Below are 17,656 nucleotides of genomic sequence, written 5' to 3'. Positions count from 1 at the left end.
ACTCAACGGGGGGACGGGCAGCCCATGGTGACTCGGGAGCAGGAAGCGCGAACGGCGGGCGGCTCCGCCTGCCCGGGGCGGTTACCGGACCTCTCCGGGTTCGATCTGGCCGCGCTGCGCGGGATCGACCACCCCGTGCTGGCCCGGGTCATCGAAGGCATGGTGGAGCGGGTCACCCACCCCGCCGAGATCCTCAACGCCTTCGACTCGGGAGTGGCCTGACCGCGCCGGGGAGCGGCGGCCCCTCACGCACCGCAGTCCCAAGGCCACGCAGTGCACGCACGGTTGTCCCGTTTCCGCCGTTAGCCGGTGCCGTCCGCCGGGCAGGGATGGACCGTCCGCGGCGCGGGAGGTACAGGCGATGAGTCAGACCGACACGAGCGACGCCGTGCTGCCCTCCTTACGGAACCACCTGGTCCACGCGCCGTGGCCGTACGCCCGGCTCGACGTGCCCGCGCTCCGCGCCGCGGGCCACCGGCCGCAGCCGGTACGCCAGTTCGTGCTCAAGACCCGCAGCCGCTGCAACCTCGCCTGCACCTACTGCTACGTGTACGAGATGGCCGACCAGGGCTGGCGCGGCCAGCCCGCCGCCATGTCCCGGGCCACCGCCGCCCGCGCCGCCGCCCGCATCGCCGAGCACGCCGCCGCCCACGACCTGGCCCGCGTCGACCTCGTCCTGCACGGAGGCGAACCCCTGCTCACCGCCCCCGCCGAACTGGCCGCCCCCGTCGAGGCCGTACGGGCCGCCCTCGCCCGGACCTCGCCGCGGACCCGGGTCACCGCCACCGTCCAGACCAACGGCACCCTGCTCACCCGGGGCCGGCTCGGCGCGCTCGCCGCCGCCGGGATCCGCGTCGGCGTCAGCCTCGACGGCGGGCTGCCCGCGCACAACGCCCGCCGTGTGGACCGCACCGGGCGCCCCGGGTTCGGCGCCGCCGCCCGGGGCCTGCGCCTGCTCGCCCGGCACCCCGAGAGCTACGCCGGGGTGCTGTGCGTCGTCGACCTCGCCCAGGACCCGGTGGAGACGTACGAGTCGCTGCTGGCCTTCGCCCCGCCGGTCATCGGGCTGCTGCTGCCGCTGGCCAACTGGAACACCCCGCCGCCCGGCCACGACCCGCCCCGCACCCCGTACGCCGACTGGCTCGTCGCCGTCTTCGAGCGCTGGTGGCACGACGCGGAGCTGCGGACCCGGATCCGGATCTTCGAGGAGATCATCGCCCTGCTGCTCGGACTGCCCGCCGCCACCGAGACCCTCGGCCTCGCCCCCGCCGCCACCGCCGTGATCGAGACCGACGGCGGCATCGAGCAGGCCGACTCGCTGAAATCCGCCTACGAGGGCGCCGCCGTCACCGGGATGACCGTGGAGAGCCACGCGTTCGACGCGTTCCTCGACCATCCGGGGCTCGCCGCCCGCCAGCTCGGGCGGGAGGCCCTCGCCGACGACTGCCGGGCCTGCGAGCTCGTCGAGGTCTGCGGCGGCGGCCACTACCCGCACCGCTACCGCGCCGGCGAGGGCTTCCGCCGGCCCTCCGTCTACTGCGCCGACCTCCAGGTCCTCATCCGACACATCGCGTCGGCGCTCCACCGGGCCGCCGCCCGGCCCGCGGCCCCGGGGCGGCCCGACCCCCGGCCGGCTCTCCGGCAGGCCGACGCCCCGCCGGCCCCCCGCCGGCCCGAGCCCCCGCCGGGAGGACCGCGGGCCACCGGCCAGGCCACCGGCCAGGGCGCCGGCCCGCACGGCCCGCTGTCCGCCGGCCAGGCGCCCCGGCGGGCGGCCGCCTCGTGAGCGCCCCCCTGACCGGCTTCACCGTCACCTCGGCCACCCTGAGCGCCCTCGCCTCCACCGAGCCCTCCGCCGACGGCACCCGCCTGGTGCGCGACATCCGCCGCTCCAAGCGGCTCGTCCTGCTGCGCGGGGTCCTCGACGCCGCCCCCGGCGGCCGGGCCGGGGAGGCCGCCGACCACTGGGCCCTGCTGGAGGAGGCCGAACGGCACGATCCCGACGCCGTCCGCGACGTACTGCACTACCCGGCCACCGGGGTGTGGGCCGAGGAGACCCTGCGCCGGCTGTACGCCCCGTACGGGCCGCCGGCCGACCTCGGCCACCTCGGGGCCCTCGCCGTCGCCGCGGCCCTGCGCTCCGGAATCGCCTTCAAGGCCACGCTCCGGCCCGTCCACGGCCGGCTCGTGCTGCCCACCCTCGGACTGCTGCGCCCGGCCCGGCCCGGCCCGCTCGCCCTCACCGAGCGCTGCTGGGACCCCGACGACCCGGCCGCCCTCGTCCTGCACTCCCTGCCCGGCGGCCGCACCGCCCTCGACGACCTCGACCCGTACCGGGCCCCGGGGCCCGCCCAGCCGGGCCCCGTCCGCCCCGCCCGCCGGCTCACCCCCAAGGGCCACAAGCGCTGGGACACCCAGTGGTCCGGGGCGCTCACCCTGCTCGACCGGTACGACACCGCCCGCGCCGACGAGATCGGCCTGCTGCTGCGCTCCGTCGTCCCGCTCGGCGGCGGCTCCCGCTCCAGCGGCGCCACCCTGCCCGCGGCCGCCGGGTCCGTCCTCGCCCGTACGCAAGCCCCGCCCGCGCTGGCCGCCACCCTCGTCCACGAGGTCCAGCACGGCAAGCTCACCGCCCTCGCCGACGTCCTGACCCTGCACACCGCCGACCGCACCCCCCGGCACTGGGCCCCCTGGCGCAGCGACCCCCGCCCGCTGGAGGGGCTCCTGCACGGCGCGTACGCCCACCTGGCCCTGGCCGGCTACTGGCAGCGCGCCGCCCTCTACGGCGCCCGCGGCGCCTGGGCCCAGCACGCCCGGATCCGCGCCCAGGTCGCCGCCGTCCTTCCCGTACTCCACCGGCATCCGCAACTGACCACCGCAGGACGGGAGTTCACTGCCGCCATGGCCGTCGCGGAACGGGCCATGGACGACCTGCCGCCCCCCGGCGACCAACACGCCGTGGCCCGCCGCGCCGTCGACCGGGAGCGCCGCGCCTGGTGCGCGCTCCACCCCGAACTCGCCCCGTTCGCAGAGGCCTGACGGACCGTCCGCTGCGGTACCTTTCAAGCCCGTCCACCGCCCGGATGCCAGGGAGACGGCCGCATGACCACGGGACTTCGCCAGGACCGAGACCGCGACGGAGCCGCGCAGCCGCAGCGCTTCGTCATCAGCTTCGCCGGATTCAACCGGCCCTGGGCCGTGTGGATCGCCCACCGCCTGGAGGAGCACGGCCACCGCGTCGCCCTCGCACGCTGGGACCCGAAATCCACCCCCGGCCTCGCCCCGGCCCTCGACGACCTGGCCCGCAGCGGCAGCCGCGTCCTGCTCATCCTCAGCGAGCGCTACTTCTCGGCCGCCGCCCACACCGACGAGGAGTGGAACACCGCCCTGCGCACCGTCACCGACAGCCACCCCGACCGGTTCGCGGCCGTCTGCCTCACCGACGCGCCGCTGCCCAGCGCCGTGGCCGTGCTGGAGAAGACCGACCTGTGGGGCCTGGACGCGTACGAGGCGGAGTACCGGGTGCTGCGCCGGCTGGAGCTGCCCACCGACCGGATCGGCGCCGAGACCGGCCGCCGCGGACCCCGCTTCCCCAACGACCCGCCCGAGATCTGGGGCCGGGTCCCGCGCCGCAACCCGCGCTTCACCGGCCGCAACGACGTCATCGGCCGACTGCGCGCCGCCCTCGCCGACGCCCCGCCCGGCGCCTCGACCGTCACCCTGCTCGGGCTGTCGGGGGTGGGCAAGACGCAGGTCGCCACGGAGTACGCGTACCGCTTCGCCTCCGAGTACGACGTGGTGTGGTGGGTCCCGGCCGAGGACCGGCCCACACTGCGCGAGCGGCTCGCCGACCTTGCCCCGGCGATGGGCCTGCCGCGCGGCGCCGGCAGCTACGGCGAGCAGATCCGGGCCGTCCTGGAGGCGCTGCGGCGCGGATCCCCGTACAGCCGCTGGCTGGTGGTCTTCGACGGCTGCGACAACCCCGACGACCTCACCGACCTGCTGCCCTCGGGCGCGGGCGACGTGATCATCACCTCCCGCAACCGCGAATGGGCCTCCCGCCACACCAGCCTTCTCGAAGTCCCGCTGTACGCGCGGCCCGAGTCGATCACCTTCATCCGCCGCCGGGCCCGCCGGCTCACCGGCGAGGAGGCCGACCAGCTCGCCGACGCCCTGGAGGACTACCCCCTCGCCCTCGACCAGACCGCCGGCTGGCTCGCCGACTCCCCGCTGACCGTGGGCGACTACCTGGCGCTGCTCCAGCGCAGACTGGACTCCCGGGAGGCCGTCACCGTCTCCGACGACTATCCGGTGCCCTTCCCGACGGCGCTGGCGATACTGCTGAACAACGTCCGGGAGAATTTCCCCGACGCGCTCTCCCTGCTGCGGCTGTTCGTGTTCTTCGCGCCCGGGCCGGTGCCGCTGCGGCTGCTGCGCGAGTTCCCGGCCGACGACGTGCCCGAGCAGCTCGCCGGGCTGATCAACGACCAGATCCGGTGGAACGCGGCCCTCAACAAGCTCGTCCAGTTCTCCGTCGTCCGCCTCGAATACTCCGACCTGGCGGTGGAGGAGGGCGGCGGCGGTCTGGAGACCGTACAGCTGCACCGCATGGTGCACGGGATCGTCCGCGAGAACCTCTCCGAGGAGGAGGCCGAACCGCTCTCGCGCGCCGTCCGGCAGGTCCTCGCGGCCGCCGACCCGGGCCGCCCCTCCGACTCCCGGCTGTGGCCGCGGTACGCCGAGCTGATTCCGCACCTGGAGAGCGCCGGCGTCCTGACCAGCAGCAACCCGCGGATCCAGACCTTCCTGCTGCACTGCCTGCGCTACCTGATCCTCGCCGGGGAGTACCGCACCTGCCTGCGGCTCGCCGAGCAGACCGACGCGGTGTGGCGCGCGGCGCTCGGCGACGACCACGACCAGGTCCGCGAGCTGAGCTACCACTACGGCGGCGCCCTGCGGATGCTCGGGCACTTCAAGCGCGCAGAGACCCTCGCCAAATCGGTCGCCGACCGGCTGCTGGCCGAGCGGGGCGACCGGGACCTGGAGACCCTGCGCGCCACGAGCACGTACGCCGGGGTGCTGCTCAGCACGGCCAAGTTCGACCAGGCGCGCGAGCTGCTGGAGCACGCCTTCGCGCGCTACCGCGAGCTGCTCGGCGAGGACGACTCCACGACCCTGAACGCCGAGAACAACGTCGCCGTCGCGCTGCGGCTGCTGGGCCGCTACCAGGAGGCCTACGACGCCGACCTCGACACCCTGCGCCGCCGCGAACGGGTGCTGCGCGTACGGCACATCGCGACCCTGTCCTCCGGCATCGGCTGCGCGATGGGACTGCGCCTGATGGGCCGCTACCGCGAAGCCCTCGCCCGCCAGGAACAGGGACTCAAACTCAACACCCAGGTCCTCGGCCTCAACCACCCCCAGACCCTGCGCGCCGAGCACAACCTCGGCATGTGCCTGCGCCGCTCCGGGGACATCCCGGGCGCCGGGGCCCGTCTGCGCAGCGTCCTGGAGCGCTCGACCCGGGTGTTCGGGGCGGAGTTCCCCTGGACCCTGATGGTGGCCTCGGACTACGCGACGTACCTGCGGGAGTACGGGGACATCGGCGAGGCCCGCCGGATCTCGGAGGAGGTCGTACGGGGCTACCAGACGCAGCTGGGCCTGGCCCACCCGTACAGCATCGGCACGGTGGGCAACCTCGGACTGGTCCTGCGCGCCCAGGGCGAACGGGTCGAGGCCCTCAACCTGGCGGAACAGGCCCTGGTCGGCATGCGCGGCGCGGTCGGGGACCGCCACCCGTGGACCCTGGGCTGCGCCCTGAACGCCACGGGCCACCGCAACATCACGGGGCACCTTGAGGACGCGGTGTCCCTGAGCCGGGAAACCCTGCGGGGCTGCGAGCGGGTCCTGGGCCCGGACCATCCGATGACCCTGAGCGCCGAGATCGCCCTGGCCGCCGACCTCCGCTCGGCCCGCGAGGACGCGGAGGCCCAGAAACACGAGGACGCGGGCCTCAAGGCCCTGACCCGCACCCTGGGCCCGCAACACGTCCACACGGTCTCGGCCCGCCAGCAGAACCGCCCGTACTGGGACTTCGAGCCGCAGCCGTAGGCGGCGGACGCGGTGCGCCCGCGTGGCGCCCGGCGCCCGGTCGCGTGGTGGCGGTGTCCACGAGACCGGGCGGGGGCGGGACCCTCAGCCGTCGTGCGAGGTGACGACGGCGCTGGAGTCCTCCGGATCGCCCAGCCGTAATATGAGGCGGATGGTCACTTGAGCTGAATGCTGGCTCCGAAGATGTTGCCGACCTCCGCGCATTCCTTCACGTTGGCCCTGCTGAAATAGGGAGTGCTGGCGGTGCCGGTCAGCCCCTTCGCGGTCGAAGTGCAGTACCAGTTGTTGGCCCCCTTGTACTCCACCTTGTAAACCTCGCTCTTTCCTGCCGCTATGTTTCCCGAGCACTTCGTCGCGACGTCCGTGTGGACGCAGATGTTCGCGATGGTCGCGGAGAAGTTGCTGAGGCGGAAGGCCGCGACCGGTGCCGCCTGGCTCGCGGGTGCGGTCACGAACATGCCCGCGCTGACCGCTGCCACCATCCCGGTGACCGTTGCCAGCCTGGTGCTCCGCTTGACGGTTCGAGACACGTTTCCTCCAGCTGTAGTAATTCCGTACTTCCCCGGATCCGAACCGGCATCGGGCGCGGCTCGCGCCGACCGGTCGTACCCGGGATGTACGAACACGCTAGAGGCGGCAGGGGACTTGTGGGCGTTTCAGGAGGGTGCGTCAGAAATCGGTAAGATCATCGGCTGCCCGATCGCGGCTCTAACCGCATGAAACGGCGACCACCAGTGCATCAGGAGCCGTTGATCGCCCCAAGGGTGCGTGAGCGGATGGCCATCCACGGTGTCAAGCCTTCTCACCGAGGGCGTTCCGGAGCCAGTCCAGCGGTCCCTGGGCGAGCAGCTCGTCGGTCTCCTGGGTGTCGTGCCACACGGCGAGGAACGCGGCACGCGCGGGGTCGCCACCCTCCAGCTTAGGTGTGGCCGTCGAACGCTGACACCAGGGCGCGAGCCGCCGCCCTTACCGACGGATCGTCGCCAGTGGCCAGTGCACTCGCAGTGTCCCTGCCGCTGAGTACGGCTCGGTGAGCTGCACGTTGCACCTCGTTCTGTGGAGGATTGCCGTGTTCGAGGATCGCCGAACGCGGTTCATGCCCTTGAGGATCGTCCCCATCAAGCCCTCCTGTCCTGTCGGTTGATACCGCAGCCCCCCAGCCTTCGGCCGAGAAGGGGATTTCACCCTGTGCCGGTACCGTTCAGGTGTCGAGTCTGAACGGGAGCCAGCATGCACTCTCTACCGAACGACCACACCGGCGCGCGCATGAAGCGCCTGCGCCTGGAACGCCACCTCACACAGCAGGCCGTATCGGATCTGTCCCAGGTCCCCTACAGCACCTACACCAAGACCGAACAGGGCGTCGTTCCGGCCAGCCCGCACCTGATCGCCGCGGTGGCCCGCGCCCTTCGGGTGTCCGTCGACATGATCACCGGACAGCCGTACGCCACCGAACTCCGTGCCGACGAGCTGGACATCCTGATCCGGCCGATCCGCGAGGCCCTCGATGTGTACGACCTCGGCGCCGACCCGGACATCGCCCCGCGAGCGCACCAACTCCTCACCGACGACGCCGAGGCCCTCCTCGTCGCGGTCAGGGCCGGGGAGATCAAGCAGACCGCCGGCCGGCTCCCCGCGCTCATCCAGGAGGTCACCACGGCCGCCCATGCGGCGCCGGGCCGGGACCGATGGCTGCTGCTGGCCAGCCTGTACCGCACCGCCTACGACGTCGCCACCAAGCTCGGCTACTACGACCTCGCCGCGCTTGCTCTGGCCCGTATGGACTGGGCGGCCGAGCGTGGCTCCGACGCGGTGTTCGGCGGCATGTACCGGTACATGCGCGCGCTCACCTACCTCAGGGACGGCGAGTACCGCACCGGGGAGCGCCTGGTGGACCTCGGACTGCGCACCTTGGCGCAGGCGGACCCGTCCCGGGAACGGGAGGTCGTCACCGGGCAGCTGCACCTCGGCGCAGCGGTGATGGCCGGCCGGTCGAAGGACGGAAGCCGCGCTGAGGGACACCTCGCCGAAGCGGAGCGGATCGCCGCCGGTACGGGCGAGGCGGTCAGCACGCACTGGCTGGCATTCGGGCCGACGAACGTTGCCGTGCACCGGGTCAGCGTGCTTGCCGAGCTCGACGAGTACGGGCGGGCCGCGCAGGCGGGCCGGAGTGTGACGGTGCCGGCCGACTGGCCGCGGTCCCGTCGGTCGCACCACTACGCGGAGGTGGCCCGAGCACAGATGTGGACCGGGGACCTCGACGGGTCGTTCCAGAACTTGCTGAAGGCGAGAAAGTCCGCGCCGCAACAGGCCCGCTATCACCAGACGGTCCGCGAGACCTATGCCGGCCTGGAGGCGGCCCGCCGCCAACTCCCCGACTCCTTCCTGTCGTACGGGTCCTGGCTGGGCGCATAGCGCTCTGTGAATCCTTGGCCCCGACTATCAATATGTCGTGATAGCCGGGGCCTTGTCGTGCTCCCACACTCGTCTCACCCACCCGCAGACGAGGCAGGAGTGAGACCCCGTGATGCATGAAGCAGTACCCCGACCCTTCGAGGACGTTCCTCATGCGCTGCTCCACAAGCGGGTGCGGGACATCGCGTCCGGTGTCGAAGGGGAGCTCATGGCCGTGGTCCGTGAGGACGTCTCCGACGACCCGGTCCGCGAGCGTTGGGTGAGGCTGGCGTACGTCCGGGGCCCGTCCGGGCGGGAGATCTCCACCGCCGTGGCCAACATCGAGGCCGTCTGATGGAGCCAGCCGACCTGTTCCCGCGGCTGCCGGTCCCCCCGGACTCCTGCGCAGAGTGTGCCGCTCACGTCTTGGCCCGATTCCAGGCCCACGTGGACCGTGACCGCTCGCGCGTCAGCGACATGAACGTGCTGATCGTGAGACACCACCCCGAACTGCGGGCCCGCTGAGCCGACGTGCTGTGCGTCAGCGCGACTCGACCGGCTTAGGCGATTGCGGGAGTGGTTGTTGCCTCGGCTCGGAAAGTGCTCCGGTGAGGATGAGCCCGAAGCCGACGAGGTGGAAGGGCAGCGTCATCGCCGTGAGCACATACCCGGCCATGTAGGTCCCGACGGCGCGCATGAGGGGTTCCAAACCCACCGCCATGCCGACGGTGGACACGATCGGCCCGGGCAGCATGACCAGGCAGCCCACCATGGCGAGTCGGGCATTGCGGCCTCGTCGGCGGATCGCCAGGGCTGCCGCCACGGCTCCTGCCAGGGGTGCGAGGATCTCGACGGCAACGAGGAGCAGACCGACGAGGCCGGCGGCCATCTGATCGTCTTGCAAGAGACTCCATTCGGGATCGCGCACGTCAACGATGTGCGGCGCGAAGATACCCGCCCGGGGTGGCATGTACAAAGATCGGCCCCGGACAGCCGGAAGGCCCGGCCCCCGTGTGTGGGGGGGGCCGGGCCTTCCGTCGTTCGGGTCAGCGCAGCGACTACGCCTCGAAGACCTCGTTCAGGAGGAGCTGCTGCTCCGCCTGGTGGCGCTTCGCCGAGCCCACCGCGGGGGAGGAGCCGTGCGGGCGCGAGATGCGCCGCAGGCGCTCGCCCGCCGGGACGTCCGCGCCGACCGCCAGGTCGAGGTGGTCGATCAGGTTCAGCGCGATGAACGGCCACGCACCCTGGTTCGCCGGCTCTTCCTGCGCCCAGATGTACTTCGCCGCGTTCGGGAACTTGGCGATCTCCGCCTGGATCTCGGCACCTGCCAGCGGGTACAGCCGCTCGATGCGGATGATCGCGGTGTCCGTGATGCCGCGCTTCTCCCGCTCGGCCTCCAGGTCGTAGTAGACCTTGCCCGCGCAGAAGACGACCTTGCGGACCGCGTTCGGGTCCACCGTGGTGTCGCCGATGACCGGACGGAAGGAACCGTTCGTGAACTCCTCCGCCTTCGACGCCGCCGCCTTCAGGCGCAGCATCGACTTCGGGGTGAAGACGATGAGCGGCTTGTGGTGCGGGTTGTGGACCTGCCAGCGCAGCAGGTGGAAGTAGTTCGACGGCAGGGTCGGCATGGCGACCGTCATGTTGTCCTGCGCGCACATCTGGAGGAAGCGCTCCGGGCGGGCGGACGAGTGGTCCGGGCCCTGGCCCTCGTAGCCGTGCGGGAGGAGGAGGGTGACGCCGCTGGTCTGGCCCCACTTCTGCTCCGCCGAGGAGATGAACTCGTCGACGACGGTCTGCGCGCCGTTGACGAAGTCACCGAACTGGGCCTCCCAGAGGACCAGCGCGTCCGGGCGGGCCAGCGAGTAGCCGTACTCGAAGCCCATGGCCGCGTACTCGGAGAGCAGCGAGTCGTAGACGTTGTAGCGGGCCTGCTCGTCCGACAGGTACTGCAGCGGGGTGTAGTCCTCGCCGGTCTCCCGGTCGATGAGGACCGCGTGGCGCTGGCCGAACGTACCGCGGCGGGAGTCCTGGCCGGACAGCCGGACCGGGGTGCCCTCCATCAGCAGCGAGCCGAAGGCGAGGGTCTCGCCCATGCCCCAGTCGATGGTGCCGTCGTCGATCATCGCGGCACGGCGCTGCAGCTGCGGCAGCAGACGCGGGTGCACGGTGACGTGGTCCGGGATGTTGACCTGGGACTCGGCGATCCGCTTGACGGCGTCCTGCGAGATGGCGGTGTTCACCGTGACCGGGAACTCCTGCGCGGTCTGCGCGGGCGGCACCGGGGCGCCGACGGGCTGCGTGGCGGCCTCGCGGACCTCCGCGAAGACCTTCTCCAGCTGGCCCTGGAAGTCCTGGAGCGCCTGCTCCGCCTCTTCCAGCGTGATGTCGCCGCGACCGATGAGGGACTCGGTGTACAGCTTGCGCACCGAGCGCTTCTTGTCGATCAGGTCGTACATCAGCGGCTGCGTGAACGCCGGGTTGTCCGACTCGTTGTGACCGCGGCGGCGGTAGCAGATGAGGTCGATCACGACGTCCTTGTTGAACGCCTGACGGAACTCGAAGGCGAGCCGCGCGATGCGGACCACGGCCTCCGGGTCGTCGCCGTTCACGTGGAAGATCGGCGCCTCGATCATGCGGGCCACGTCGGTCGCGTACATCGAGGAACGCGAGGACTCCGGGGCGGCGGTGAAGCCGACCTGGTTGTTGATCACGACGTGGACGGTGCCGCCGGTGCGGTAGCCGCGCAGCTGCGACATGTTCAGGGTCTCGGCGACGACACCCTGGCCGGCGAAGGCCGCGTCACCGTGCAGGGCGACGGGCAGGACGGTGAAGTCCGTGCCGCCCTTGTTGATGACGTCCTGCTTGGCGCGGACGACGCCCTCCAGGACCGGGTCCACCGCCTCCAGGTGCGAGGGGTTGGCGACGAGCGAGACCTTGATCTGCTCCCCGTCCAGGCCCGTGAAGGTGCCCTCGGCGCCCAGGTGGTACTTGACGTCACCGGAGCCGTGCATGGACTTCGGGTCGAGGTTGCCCTCGAACTCGCGGAAGATCTGCGCGTACGACTTGCCGACGATGTTCGCGAGCACGTTCAGGCGGCCGCGGTGGGCCATGCCGATCGCGACCTCGTCGAGGCGGGCCTCGGCGGCCGAGTCGATGACGGCGTCGAGCAGCGGGATGACGGACTCGCCGCCCTCCAGCGAGAAGCGCTTCTGGCCGACGTACTTCGTCTGCAGGAAGGTCTCGAAGGCCTCCGCCGCGTTCAGGCGGCGCAGGATGCGCAGCTGCTCCTCGCGCTCCGGCTTGGAGTGCGGGCGCTCGATGCGGTCCTGGATCCAGCGGCGCTGCTTCGGGTCCTGGATGTGCATGAACTCGACGCCGGTGGTGCGGCAGTACGAGTCGCGCAGGACGCCGAGGATGTCGCGGAGCTTCATCATCGACTTGCCGGAGAAGCCGCCGACCGCGAACTCGCGCTCCAGGTCCCACAGGGTGAGGCCGTGCTCGGTGATGTCGAGGTCGGGGTGCTTGCGCTGCTTGTACTCCAGCGGGTCGGTGTCGGCCATGACGTGGCCGCGGACCCGGTAGGAGTGGATCAGCTCGAAGACGCGGGCGGCCTTCGTGACGTCGTCGTCGTGCGAGGCGTCGATGTCCCGGAGCCAGCGGACGGGCTCGTACGGGATGCGCAGGGCCTCGAACACGTCGTCGTAGAAGCCGCTCTCGCCGAGCAGCATGTTCGCGACGATGCGCAGGAACTCGCCGGAGGCCGCGCCCTGGATGACCCGGTGGTCGTACGTCGAGGTCAGGGTCATGACCTTGGAGATGCCCAGCTTGTTCAGGGTGTCCTGCGAGGTGCCCTGGAACTCGGCGGGGTAGTCCATGGAGCCGACGCCCATGATGACCGACTGTCCGGGCATCAGGCGGGGCACGGAGTGGACGGTGCCCAGGCCGCCGGGGTTGGTCAGCGAGACGGTGACGCCGGTGAAGTCGTCCATCGTCAGCTTGCCGACGCGGGCGCGGCGGACGATGTCCTCGTACGCCTGCCAGAACTCGAAGAAGTTGAGGGTCTCGGCCTTCTTGATGCCGGCGACGACGAGCTGGCGGTCGCCGTTCGGCTTCACCAGGTCGATCGCGAGGCCGAAGTTCACGTGCTCCGGCTTGACCAGGGTGGGCTTGCCGTCCTTCTCCGCGAAGGAGTAGTTCATCGACGGCATGGCCTTGATGGCCTGCACCATCGCGTAGCCGATCAGGTGCGTGAAGGAGATCTTCCCGCCCCGGGCGCGCTTCAGGTGGTTGTTGATGACGATGCGGTTGTCGAACAGCAGCTTCACCGGGACGGCGCGGACGGACGTGGCCGTCGGGACGTCGAGGGAGGCGTTCATGTTCTTGGCCACGGCGGCCGCCGGGCCGCGGAGCGTCACCAGCTCGGGGCCCGCGGGGGCCTCGGCGGCGGGCGCGGCCTTCTGGGCGGCGACGGGGGCGGCGGCGGCCGGAGCCGGGGCCTGAGGGGCTGCGGCGGCCGGTGCGGCGGCCTGGGCCTGGGAGGTGACAGTCACAGCAGGGGCACCAGAGGGGGTGGCAGGAGCAGGGGCAGGAGCTGACACAGGCGTGGGCGCGGCGGCAGGAGTCGGCGCGGCGCTCGCCGCCCCCGTGGCGGCGGCGACGGAGACCTGCGGGGCGACAGCGGCGGCGGCCTGTGCGGAGGCGCCGTCCGTCGTCGGGGACTTCCTGGGCTCGTCCGGCTTCACCGGAGACGCAGCGCCCCCCGGCTTGTAGTCGGCGAAGAAGTCCCACCAGGCCCGGTCGACCGAATTCGGGTCCTGGAGGTACTGCTGATAGATCTCGTCGACGAGCCACTCGTTGGCACCGAAGCCTGAGGCAGGGGTCTTCCCGCCCTCTGCTGCTTCGGTCGTGGTGCTCGGGTTACTGGGGGACTGTGGCGACACGGCGGCAACCGCCCTCTTCCGCTTCACAAGGTATGGACAGCGGGAATAAAGGCTACGCCTCCCTGGCCGGTGGATGCAGACCGGGCGGGAGATACGTCATGTAGGTCACACCGAACGGCGGGTTTCGCCGCTCTGAATGGCGGGAAACCAGCCTGGTTCGGGTAGGGGGCAGCGTGGTTGCGGCCCCCATGGCTTCGCACCCCTGACGGACCCCGGGCACGTGTGGCCGAGATCATGTCCTACGCATTCGAACCCTACGTCAATGTGGCGCCGGGGAGCTGCCCGGAAGCGTGACGAGGATGCGGCAGCCGCGTGACGATTCGGCCACCCCGATATGCCCTCCGTGCAGGCCGACGGCCCAGCGGGCGATCGCCAGCCCCAGTCCGGTGCCCCCGTCGCCGCCGTTCGCGCCGCCCCGGTTGAACCGCTCGAAGACCCGGTGCCGCTCGGCCTCCGGGATGCCCGGGCCCTCGTCCCGTACCTCCAGCGCCAGGCTCCCGGGCGCTTCGCCCTCCCGGGCCCGGACCGTGACCCGGCCGTGCGGCGGGCTGTGCTTGACCGCGTTGTCGATCAGGTTCGCCACCACCTGGTGCAGGCGCTCGGCGTCCGCGTACGCCGTGAGGCCGGGCGGGAACACGTCCAGGTGCAGGTGTACGTCGTTGCGGGTGTGCCCGCCCGAGCCGGAGGACAGGCCCGGCCGGCCGGCCGCCGCGAGGCCCGATTCCTTCAGGACCCCCGACAGGTACGGCCACACCTCGAAGCGGCGCGCCTTCAGCGGCACTACCCCGTTGTCCACCCGGGACAGGTCCAGCAGCGTCTCCACGAGCCGGCCCAGGCGCTCGGTCTGCTTCAGCATCGTGCGCATGGTCTCGGGATCGGCGGCCGAGACCCCGTCCACCACGTTCTCCAGCACCGCCCGCAGCGCCGCGATCGGCGTGCGCAGCTCGTGCGAGACGTTGGCGACCAGCTCCTTGCGGTGCCGGTCCACCGCCTCCAGGTCGTCCGCCATCAGGTTGATCGTGGAGGCCAGGTCGCCCAGCTCGTCGCGGCGCCCGGCCCCGCGCACCCGGCGCGTGTAGTCGCCGTCGGATATCGCCCGGGCCACCGTGGTCATCTCGTCCAGCGGCGCGGTCAGGCTGTGCGCCACGAACTGCGTGATCAGCATCGAGGCGATCACCGAGAACACCGTGATGAACCGGAACTCGGTGCTCGTGCGCACCGCCACCATCAGCAGGCCCGTGGTGATGAAGACCGAGACCACGACGAGCGTGCCCAGCTTGGTCTTGATCGAGAACGGGGAGAACGGCCGCAGCCCCCCGGTGCGAGCACCGGCTCCACCGGAGCGGCCGACGCCGCGCCCTCGATCCCGCCCGGTGCTCACGCCTGCGCCGGGGTCTCCAGGGCGTACCCGACGCCGTGGACCGTACGGATCCGCTCCGCCCCGATCTTGCGGCGCAGGGCCTTGATGTGGCTGTCGACCGTACGGGTCCCGGACGCGTCGGCCCAGTCCCAGACCTCGGCGAGCAGCTGCTCCCGCGAGAGCACCGCCCGAGGGGTCCCGGCCAGGCAGACCAGCAGGTCGAACTCGGTCGGCGTCAGGTGCACGTCCTCGGTCTGGACCCGGACCCGGCGCTGCGCGTGGTCGATCTCGAGGTCGCCCAGGCGCAGGGTGGCCCCGCGCGGGGCGGTGGCGGCCAGGGTGGCCCGCTCCACGCGCCGCAGCAGGACGTGGACCCGCGCCGCGAGCTCGCGCATCGAGAACGGCTTCGTCATGTAGTCGTCCGCGCCGACCCCGAGCCCGACCAGCATGTCGGTCTCGTCGTCCCGCGCGGTGAGCATGAGCACCGGCACCGGCCGCTGGGCCTGGACCCGGCGGCAGACCTCCAGGCCGTCGAAGCCGGGCAGCATCACGTCGAGGACCAGCAGCTCGGGCTGCCAGCTCTCGGCCGCCGCCACGGCGGCCGGTCCGTCGAACGCGGCCTGCACCTGGAAGCCCTCGGCGCGCAGCCGGGCCGCGATGGCGTCGGCGATCGTACGGTCGTCCTCGACCACGAGCACGCGCCGTTGAGCGCCGGGGGTGGCCGCGGCTCCGCTGTGGGTGGTGTGTGTCTGTTCCATGTCCCGCCCCTGAAGATCCGCGTGGTAGGGGTGCAGCGTAGAGGAGGCACCGGACTGCGGCTATGCGGGGTTCAGACAGGGAAAGGGGCGGAACCAGAGGTTCCGATTACGGCGGGAATGCGGATATGGGAGGTGATGCCGGGTGGCCGTCCCCCCACGGCACGGCCACCCGGTGCGCGGTGATCGTCAACCACCGCGCGCATGTGGGGACACTTTTGTCGACCCCCTACAGGGACAGCCCGTGCCCGTACGGGAACACAGGGTCGACGGTGTCGTTCGGCACGTCCGGCCGCGAGGCCTCCACCGCCGCCATCGACCGCGGCAGCTCGAAGGGCAGCCGGCCCTCCGCCGCGGCCCGGCCGAAGGCCACGTCCAGCAGCGCGGAGTCCTCGGCGCCGTAGTCCGCGATCAGCGCCGCCGCCCGCTCGGCGATCTCCGGGATCACGGCGGCCCGCTCCAGATTGATGCAGACCAGGGTGGGTACACGGGCCAGCAGGGCCAGGATCCGGGACAGCTCCGGCTCCGGGTAGGCCAGTGAGCCCGAGTGGAAGAAGGACTCGAACATGTTCTCCCGCGGCTCGTACGGGGTGCGCAGCCGCAGCACCGCCACGTCCGCCGCCCCCGGGTCGGACACCACCTCGCCGTACCCGGCCGCGACGGCCTCGTCCACGCCCTCCACGTACAGCTTCGGCGTCCCGGCGAGCGGCAGGAAGCCGCCGGGGTTGGTCAGCGGCGTCAGCGAGCGGCGCTGGGCCGCCGCCCCCGCCGCCGCGAAATCGGCCCGGCCGACCGTCTCCGCCGCCGCGTCCGGGTCCACGTACGGGTTCTCGAACAGGCCCAGTACGAACTTCTCGCGCAGCAGCCGCGCCACCGACGCGTCGATCCGGGACTGCGGGATCCGCCCCGAGCGGACCAGCTCCACGATCACCTCGGGGCACTGCTCCCCGCCGAACTGGTCGGAGCCGGCGTCCAGCGCGCGCGCCGCCCGCTCGGAGACCGACAGGTGCTCCACGCCCCAGGCCCGGGCCGGGTGGACCTCGCCGAAGATCGACGAGTCGTTGAGCAGCCCCCAGTCGGTGCAGACGATCCCCTCGAAGCCCAGCTCCTCCCGGAGCAGGCCCGTGACCACGCCCTTGTTGAAGCCGAAGCCGACCTCCTCCCAGTCCGTGCCGATCGGCTGGCCGTAGTACGGCATCATCTGCGCGCAGCCGGCGGCGATGGCCGCCTTGAACGGCTCCAGGTGGTGCTCGCGCATCCCGCCCGGGTAGACCTGCTCCTTGCCGTGCGCGAAGTGCGGGTCCTCGCCGTCCTTCTGCGGGCCGCCGCCGGGGAAGTGCTTGACCATCGCCGAGACGGACCCGGGACCGAGCTCCGGGCCCTGCAGGCCTCGTACGTACGCCTGCACCAGCTCGGCGGTGAGTCGCGCGTCCGAGCCGAAGGTGCCCGTCTGGCGGGCCCAGCGGGGCTCGCTCGCCAGGTCTATCTGCGGGTGCAGGGCGACGCGGAAGCCGACGGCCAGGTACTCGCGGCGGACGGTGTCCGCGAAGCGGAAGACCAGCTCCGGGTCGCCGATCGCGGCCAGGCCCAGGGCCTCCGGCCAGGCGGAGAAGGCGCCGGCGTTGAAGGAGGCGCCGACGTTGTCGGTGAAGGCGTGCCGGGGGTCGGTCGAGAGGGTGACCGGGATCCCGAGGCGGGTGGCCGCGGCCATCTCCTGCACCGCGTTCTGCCACTGGGCCATCTCGCGGGCGCCGTACGTGCCGAGCAGGTTGAAGTGGCTGATGAACCGGTTCCCGATCAGTTCGGGCGTGGTGAACGGGAGCATCGAGCCGTCGGTCTCGGTGACCGGGGTGCCGTCCGGATTCATCATCAGCATGGAGTGGAAGAGCTGGCCGGCCTTCTCCTCCGGAGTCATCCGGGAGAGCAGGTCCGCCACGCGCAGGTCCACGGGGAGGGCGGCGTCCTTGTACGGGGGGATGGCGGCGGGGGTCGTGGCGTTCATCGGCGTACGGCTCCTGGGTGCGGTGCGGCGGTTCCGGGGAGGGTGCGCACCACCGTAAGCGCGAAAACCTTGTACCCACTAGGTTTTGGAA

The 17,656-nt window shown here is 71.9% G+C and carries 12 protein-coding genes and 1 pseudogene; 6 read left to right on the top strand and 7 right to left on the bottom strand.

Annotated features, from left to right (window positions below):
- Positions 1-24: 24 nt before the first annotated feature.
- The 4 genes from fxsA to fxsT all read left to right on the top strand — a co-directional run bounded on the left by fxsA (position 25) and on the right by fxsT (position 6,111).
- Positions 25-222 (top strand): FxSxx-COOH cyclophane-containing RiPP peptide, encoded by a 198-nt coding sequence (fxsA, locus tag ACFXGI_RS31280; protein WP_384713931.1) that lies wholly within the window; start codon positions 25-27, stop codon positions 220-222.
- Positions 223-361: 139 nt separating this feature from the next.
- Positions 362-1,786, top strand: a complete 1,425-nt coding sequence (locus tag ACFXGI_RS31275) for an FxsB family cyclophane-forming radical SAM/SPASM peptide maturase (RefSeq protein WP_384713928.1) — start codon at positions 362-364, stop codon at positions 1,784-1,786.
- Complete coding sequence (locus tag ACFXGI_RS31270) at positions 1,783-3,039, top strand: HEXXH motif domain-containing protein (protein WP_384713925.1); 1,257 nt, start codon at positions 1,783-1,785, stop codon at positions 3,037-3,039. Before ACFXGI_RS31275 ends, ACFXGI_RS31270 begins: the two co-directional genes overlap by 4 nt.
- A gap of 63 nt (positions 3,040-3,102) precedes the next feature.
- Complete coding sequence (gene fxsT / locus ACFXGI_RS31265) at positions 3,103-6,111, top strand: FxSxx-COOH system tetratricopeptide repeat protein (protein WP_384713922.1); 3,009 nt, start codon at positions 3,103-3,105, stop codon at positions 6,109-6,111.
- Positions 6,112-6,266: 155 nt separating this feature from the next.
- Here fxsT and ACFXGI_RS31260 read toward each other — a convergent pair whose 3' ends face one another.
- Both ACFXGI_RS31260 and ACFXGI_RS31255 read right to left on the bottom strand, forming a co-directional pair.
- Positions 6,267-6,593 carry a hypothetical protein gene (locus ACFXGI_RS31260; protein WP_384713918.1) on the bottom strand — a complete coding sequence of 109 codons (327 nt, stop codon included), beginning with the start codon at positions 6,591-6,593 and terminating at the stop codon, positions 6,267-6,269.
- A 373-nt stretch (positions 6,594-6,966) separates the two neighbouring features.
- Positions 6,967-7,047 (bottom strand): annotated as a pseudogene (locus ACFXGI_RS31255) (HAD family hydrolase); the annotation flags it as partial.
- A 294-nt stretch (positions 7,048-7,341) separates the two neighbouring features.
- On the opposite strand from ACFXGI_RS31255, the gene ACFXGI_RS31250 reads away from it, so the two are divergent.
- Positions 7,342-8,526, top strand: a complete 1,185-nt coding sequence (locus ACFXGI_RS31250; protein WP_384713915.1) for a helix-turn-helix domain-containing protein — start codon at positions 7,342-7,344, stop codon at positions 8,524-8,526.
- Between the two features lie 112 nt (positions 8,527-8,638).
- Positions 8,639-8,860 (top strand): hypothetical protein, encoded by a 222-nt coding sequence (locus ACFXGI_RS31245; protein WP_384713912.1) that lies wholly within the window; start codon positions 8,639-8,641, stop codon positions 8,858-8,860.
- Between the two features lie 186 nt (positions 8,861-9,046).
- Here ACFXGI_RS31245 and ACFXGI_RS31240 read toward each other — a convergent pair whose 3' ends face one another.
- From ACFXGI_RS31240 to ACFXGI_RS31220, 5 genes are all read right to left on the bottom strand, one after another.
- Positions 9,047-9,433 (bottom strand): hypothetical protein, encoded by a 387-nt coding sequence (locus ACFXGI_RS31240; RefSeq protein ID WP_384713909.1) that lies wholly within the window; start codon positions 9,431-9,433, stop codon positions 9,047-9,049.
- Positions 9,434-9,563: 130 nt separating this feature from the next.
- On the bottom strand, positions 9,564-13,448 hold the full coding sequence (locus tag ACFXGI_RS31235) for a multifunctional oxoglutarate decarboxylase/oxoglutarate dehydrogenase thiamine pyrophosphate-binding subunit/dihydrolipoyllysine-residue succinyltransferase subunit (RefSeq protein ID WP_384713906.1): 3,885 nt from the start codon (positions 13,446-13,448) through the stop codon (positions 9,564-9,566).
- A gap of 259 nt (positions 13,449-13,707) precedes the next feature.
- Positions 13,708-14,760 carry an ATP-binding protein gene (locus ACFXGI_RS31230; protein WP_384713967.1) on the bottom strand — a complete coding sequence of 351 codons (1,053 nt, stop codon included), beginning with the start codon at positions 14,758-14,760 and terminating at the stop codon, positions 13,708-13,710.
- 65 nt (positions 14,761-14,825) lie between these two features.
- On the bottom strand, positions 14,826-15,566 hold the full coding sequence (locus tag ACFXGI_RS31225; RefSeq protein WP_352211794.1) for a response regulator transcription factor: 741 nt from the start codon (positions 15,564-15,566) through the stop codon (positions 14,826-14,828).
- 226 nt (positions 15,567-15,792) lie between these two features.
- Complete coding sequence (locus ACFXGI_RS31220; RefSeq protein WP_384713903.1) at positions 15,793-17,565, bottom strand: glycoside hydrolase family 3 N-terminal domain-containing protein; 1,773 nt, start codon at positions 17,563-17,565, stop codon at positions 15,793-15,795.
- Between the last annotated feature and the right edge of the window lie 91 nt (positions 17,566-17,656).

Source organism: Streptomyces sp. NPDC059355, assembly GCF_042752335.1.
Taxonomy (GTDB): Bacteria; Actinomycetota; Actinomycetes; order Streptomycetales; family Streptomycetaceae; genus Streptomyces.
Note: the sequence above shows the minus strand (reverse complement) of the source record. Positions and strands in the feature narration are given on the sequence as shown.

What these genes read in the sequence shown, in the direction of transcription:
- ACFXGI_RS31275 (WP_384713928.1), top strand. Translation starts at nt 362, where the DNA reads ATGAGTCAGACCGACACGAGCGACGCCGTGCTGCCCTCCTTACGGAAC.
- ACFXGI_RS31245 (WP_384713912.1), top strand. Translation starts at nt 8,639, where the DNA reads ATGCATGAAGCAGTACCCCGACCCTTCGAGGACGTTCCTCATGCGCTG.
- fxsA (WP_384713931.1), top strand. Translation starts at nt 25, where the DNA reads ATGGTGACTCGGGAGCAGGAAGCGCGAACGGCGGGCGGCTCCGCCTGC.
- ACFXGI_RS31250 (WP_384713915.1), top strand. Translation starts at nt 7,342, where the DNA reads ATGCACTCTCTACCGAACGACCACACCGGCGCGCGCATGAAGCGCCTG.
- ACFXGI_RS31260 (WP_384713918.1), bottom strand. Translation starts at nt 6,593, where the DNA reads ATGGTGGCAGCGGTCAGCGCGGGCATGTTCGTGACCGCACCCGCGAGC.
- ACFXGI_RS31225 (WP_352211794.1), bottom strand. Translation starts at nt 15,566, where the DNA reads ATGGAACAGACACACACCACCCACAGCGGAGCCGCGGCCACCCCCGGC.
- ACFXGI_RS31220 (WP_384713903.1), bottom strand. Translation starts at nt 17,565, where the DNA reads ATGAACGCCACGACCCCCGCCGCCATCCCCCCGTACAAGGACGCCGCC.
- fxsT (WP_384713922.1), top strand. Translation starts at nt 3,103, where the DNA reads ATGACCACGGGACTTCGCCAGGACCGAGACCGCGACGGAGCCGCGCAG.